This is a genomic window from Polaromonas sp. (assembly GCF_018780625.1).
Classification (GTDB): Bacteria; Pseudomonadota; Gammaproteobacteria; order Burkholderiales; family Burkholderiaceae_C; genus Polaromonas.
In genome coordinates this window covers 1-4,471 of sequence record NZ_JADMJK010000037.1, presented here as the reverse complement: position 1 = coordinate 4,471, position 4,471 = coordinate 1, and the positions used below count along the sequence as shown (strand labels likewise).

At 61.7% G+C, this 4,471-nt stretch carries 3 protein-coding genes and 2 tRNA genes; all 5 read right to left on the bottom strand.

Going from position 1 to position 4,471, the window contains the following annotated elements:
• Positions 1-150: 150 nt before the first annotated feature.
• A tRNA-Glu gene (locus IV091_RS02970) sits at positions 151-226 on the bottom strand.
• A gap of 68 nt (positions 227-294) precedes the next feature.
• Positions 295-370: transfer RNA gene (locus IV091_RS02965), tRNA-Ala, on the bottom strand.
• Between the two features lie 72 nt (positions 371-442).
• Positions 443-1,837 (bottom strand): glutamate--tRNA ligase, encoded by a 1,395-nt coding sequence (gene gltX, locus IV091_RS02960; protein WP_293464911.1) that lies wholly within the window; start codon positions 1,835-1,837, stop codon positions 443-445.
• The gene (locus tag IV091_RS02955) at positions 1,834-3,048 is read right to left on the bottom strand and encodes an O-succinylhomoserine sulfhydrylase (RefSeq protein ID WP_293464909.1); all 1,215 of its coding nucleotides are present in this window, start codon (positions 3,046-3,048) and stop codon (positions 1,834-1,836) included. The genes gltX and IV091_RS02955 overlap by 4 nt, the downstream gene beginning before the upstream one ends.
• A gap of 1 nt (position 3,049) precedes the next feature.
• A partial coding sequence (gene purF, locus IV091_RS02950; protein ID WP_293464907.1) for an amidophosphoribosyltransferase occupies positions 3,050-4,471 on the bottom strand: 1,422 nt, incomplete at its 5' end.

Genomic DNA, 4,471 nt, shown 5'->3' with positions numbered 1-4,471 from the left:
GACCCCCGGCGTGACAGGCCGGTATTCTAACCAACTGAACTACCACTCCTGGTAGTGGTAATGTTTGCTCTTTCGAGCCAAGTCGCCTGCCCTTGCGGGCTTGCGGTTACCAACTTGTGCTTTTTCTCTCCACCTTGCAGTGAAGAAATTTGGCGACCCTACGGGGATTCGAACCCCGGTACCTACCGTGAAAGGGTAGTGTCCTAGGCCTCTAGACGATGGGGTCTTAACCTTGGAACTTCCGGCGCAGACTTTTTAAGGACTGCTACAAAACTTCAAAAACTTTTTCGACGTTGGTGGAGGTAAACGGGATCGAACCGATGACCTCTTGCATGCCATGCAAGCGCTCTCCCAGCTGAGCTATACCCCCCTTGGTTGCCAATTTCTTAACAACCTGTCGAGCCTCAAATTATATCTACAAAAATTGGCCTTTTTGATATTTTCAAACTAAATTCAATTTGTCGATCACTTTTTCTCGCGTCATCAGCGCCAGGATCGCATCCAGCGAAGGCGTTTGCGGCGTCCCCATGAGCAGCACACGCACTGGCATGGCCAGTTGCGGCATCTTCAGGCCGGCGTCGGCCAGCACCTGCTTGATGGCGGCAGCAATACCGGCCTTGCTCCATTCGCAGCCAGCCAGCGCCTGCGCCAGCTTGGCCAGCACGGGCCGGACGGCGTCGGTCACATGGGTACTGACATCCTGCGCGCTCGGCTCTGCGCCCGTCACCAGCAATTTCAACCAGCCCACCAGCTCGACCAGCGTGCTGCAGCGATCCTTGAACAATGCGCAAGCCCCTGCGAGCCAGGCCGGATCCAGGTCCGAAACATCCAGCGCGACCAGGAAGGGCTGAACCAGCCCTGCCAGCTTGTCATCGGCCATGGCCTTGAGGTGCTGGGCGTTGACCCAGCGCAGCTTGGCCTCGTCGAACTGGGCCGCGCTCTTGCCGAGATGGTCCAGATTGAACCATTGCACAAATTGTTCGCGGCTGAAGATTTCGTCGTCACCGTGGCTCCAGCCCAGGCGCGCCAGGTAGTTCACCATCGCGTCAGGCAAATAACCTTCTGCGGCGTACTGCGTGACGGCCTTGGCGCCATTGCGCTTGCTCATCTTCTCGCCCTGCTCGTTCAGCACGGTGGGCAGATGCGCATAAACGGGAACGTCCTTGCCGAGCGCGCGAAAGATGTTGATCTGGCGCGGCGTGTTGTTGATGTGGTCGTCGCCGCGAATCACATGGGTGATCGCCATATCGATGTCGTCGACCACGACACAGAAGTTGTAGGTCGGCGTGCCGTCGGGCCTGGCGATCACCAGGTCATCAAGTTCGTCGTTGCTGATCTCGATGCGCCCCTTGACCTTGTCATCCCAGACCACGGTGCCGCCCTGCGGATTTTTAAAGCGCAGCACGGGCTGTACGCCCGCCGGCACAGGCGGCAGCGTCTTGCCGGGCGCCGGGCGCCAGGTACCGTCATAGCGCGGCTTTTCCTTGGCCGCCATTTGCGCTTCACGCAGCACATCAAGTTCTGCCATGCTCATGTAGCAGGGGTAGACATGGCCGGCCGCCTGCATCTCGGCCAGTACCGCCTTGTAGCGGTCCATCCGCTGCATCTGAAAGAATGGGCCCTCGTCGTAGTCCAGGCCCAGCCAGCGCATGCCTTCCAGTATCACGTCGACAGAGGCCTGGTTTGAACGCTCGACATCGGTGTCTTCAATGCGCAGGATGAAAACGCCGCCCGTGGAGCGAGCAAACGCCCACGGGTAGAGCGCCGAACGGATGTTGCCCAGGTGAATAAATCCGGTCGGTGAAGGTGCGAATCGGGTTCTTGTTGGTGGTGTCATGTCAGGCTGTCCAGGCCGCGCGCGAGGTCGGCTTTCAGATCGTCAATATATTCAAGGCCGACCGCAAAACGGATCAGGCCCTGGCCGATGCCGGCGGCCTGGCGCTGGGCTTCGGTGAGGCGTCCATGGGAGGTCGTTCCCGGGTGGGTGATGATGGATTTGGTGTCGCCCAGATTGGTGGCGATGCTGACCACCTGGGTGCTGTTGATCACATGAAAGGCGTTGGCGCGTGCCGTTTCGGGGTCGCTGCCGCGCACATCAAAAGATACCACCGCGCCGCCCAGGCCAGCTTGCTGGCGCATGGCCAGCGCGTGCTGCGGGTGCGATGCCAGACCGGGGTAGTACACGCGGGTCACGGCGGGATGCGTCTCCAGCCATTGCGCGACCGCCAGCGCCGTGGCGCTTTGGGCCTGCATGCGGATGCGCAGCGTTTCCATGCCCTTGAGCACAACCCACGCGTTGAATGGCGCCAGCACCATGCCGGCGGTACGCACAATCGGGCCGAACACGTCGACGATCAGCTTCGAGGGCCCGCAAATCGCGCCCGCCATGACGCGGCCCTGCCCGTCCAGGTATTTTGTGCCCGAATGAATCACCAGGTCCGCACCCATTTCGGTTGGCCGCTGCAGCGCGGGCGAGCAAAAACAGTTGTCCACGGCCAGCAGCGCGCCGCCGGCATGCGCCAGGTCAGCCAGCGCCTGGATGTCGCACACCTCGGTCAGGGGGTTGGTCGGGGTTTCAGCAAACAGCAGCTTGGTGGTCGGACGCATGGCTGCTTGCCACTGCGCGATGTCGGTCTGCGAGACAAACGTGGTCTCGACACCAAACTTGGCGAATTCCTTGCCGAACAGGTTCAGCGTGGAGCCGAACACCGACTGCGAGCACACGACATGGTCGCCCGCCCTGAGCAGCCCCATGCCCATCATCAAAATAGCGCCCATGCCACTGGACGCTGCAATGGCGGCTTCAGTGCCTTCCAGCGCCGCCAGCCGCTGCTCGAAGCTGGCCACCGTCGGGTTCGACGTGCGGGCGTAGGTAAAGCCTTGCTCGGTGCCGGCAAAGCGGCGCGCCGATGTTTCAGCATCGGGCTGCACAAAGCCGCTGGTCAGGTACAGCGCCTCGGAGTTCTCGCCATACTGGCTGCGTTCAACGCCGACACGCACGGCCAGCGTGTCAGGATGCAGGTTGTCGGGTAATGATTTTGGGGTCATGTCAGGCTTCTTGCGGATTGGGCAACGCCAGGCGCGACACGTCGACATCGCCCTCTTCGCTCAGTTTTCCATTGGTTTGCGCGCGCTGGGTGTTCATGGCCGCAATGGTCTCGGCGGTCACGTCGCCGGTGATGTAGACGCCATCAAAGGGTGAAGCATCAAAGCCATCGAGCGCAGGATTCAGCGAACCAATGGCGCGCCGCATGCCTTCGACGTCCTGGTAGATCAGCGCGTCGCAGCCAATCACCTGGCGAATTTCTTCAACGGTGCGGTCATGCGCGACCAGCTCATTGGGCGTGGGCATGTCGATGCCGTACACGTTCGGAAAGCGCACCGGGGGCGCGGCGCTGGCCAGGTAGACCTTGCGCGCGCCGGCGTCGCGCGCCATCTGCACGATCTCGCGGCTGGTGGTGCCGCGCACAATGGAGTCATCGACCAGCAGCACGTTGCGGCCCTTGAACTCACTGGCGATCACGTTGAGCTTTTGACGCACGGATTTCTTGCGCACGCCCTGCCCCGGCATGATGAAGGTGCGGCCCACGTAGCGGTTTTTGACAAACCCTTCGCGGTAGGGCAGGCCCAGCAGGTGCGCCAGCTGGCTGGCACTGGGGCGGCTTGATTCGGGAATCGGGATGACCACATCGATTTCGCTGGGCGGCACGGTGGAGATCACGCGCTTGGCCAGCGTTTCGCCCAGGTTGAGCCTGGCCTGGTAAACCGAAATACCGTCGAGCACCGAGTCGGGACGCGCCAGGTACACAAACTCAAAAATGCAGGGCATGCGCTTGGCATGCTCCGCGCATTGCTCGGCGTGCACCGTGCCGTCCAGGTCCACGAACACCGCTTCTCCGGGGGCAATATCGCGCTCAAAATGGTGCGCCGTGCCCTCCAGCGCCACCGACTCGCTGGCCACCATCACGGTGTGACTGCCTTCATTTTGGCCATGGCCGATGCACAACGGGCGAATGCCAAACGGGTCGCGAAACGCCAGCAGCCCATGGCCGGCGATCAGCGCCACGACGGCGTACGAGCCCTTCACACGCTTGTGCACGCCGCGCACCGCGGCAAACACATCGGCGGGCGTGAGCGGCAAGCCGCGCGTGGTTTTTTCAAGCTCGTGCGCCAGCACATTGAGCAGCACTTCAGAGTCGCTGTCAGTGTTGATGTGGCGGTGGTCGATGTTGAACAGCTCGGCCTTGAGTTCAGCCGCGTTGGTCAGGTTGCCGTTGTGCGACAGCACCAGGCCAAACGGCGCATTGACATAAAAGGGCTGCGCTTCGTCTTCGCTGTAGGCATTGCCTGCCGTGGGGTAACGGACCTGGCCCAGTCCGACATTACCCGGCAAGGCGCGCATGTTGCGCGTGCGGAACACGTCGCGCACCATGCCCTTGGCCTTGTGCATGTAGAACTTGCGCCCCTGCTG

Coding starts and splice junctions, on each gene's coding strand:
- gltX (WP_293464911.1), bottom strand. CDS start 1,837: ATGACACCACCAACAAGAACCCGATTCGCACCTTCACCGACCGGATTT.
- IV091_RS02955 (WP_293464909.1), bottom strand. CDS start 3,048: ATGACCCCAAAATCATTACCCGACAACCTGCATCCTGACACGCTGGCC.